1 protein-coding gene is annotated in these 262 nt (G+C 56.1%); it reads left to right on the forward strand.

Annotated features, from left to right (window positions below; translation table 11 throughout):
* Positions 1-133: pyrimidine/purine nucleoside phosphorylase (locus tag BK660_RS30675; RefSeq protein WP_123436420.1), on the forward strand; the 133-nt coding region annotated here is incomplete at its 5' end.
* Between the last annotated feature and the right edge of the window lie 129 nt (positions 134-262).

Genomic DNA, 262 nt, shown 5'->3' on the forward strand with positions numbered 1-262 from the left:
GACCGTCAAACTGCCCGACAGCAGCGACTGGGAAACCTTCGCCGCCGGCAGCCAGTTCAACGTTCCGGCCAACAGCAAGTTTCAGCTGAAGGTCGCCGTCGATACCGCTTACCTGTGCGAATACCGCGGCTAACACCACGGTTTCACTGCGATAAAAAAATGCCCGTGTCCAAGGACACGGGCATTTTCGTTTCAGGTGTGGGTTACTCGAGGATTTCCACCGGCATGCCGACTTCGAGTCGACCATTGCTGTCATTCACCA

Source organism: Pseudomonas brassicacearum (assembly GCF_003732265.1).
GTDB classification, from domain to species: Bacteria; Pseudomonadota; Gammaproteobacteria; order Pseudomonadales; family Pseudomonadaceae; genus Aquipseudomonas; species Aquipseudomonas brassicacearum_D.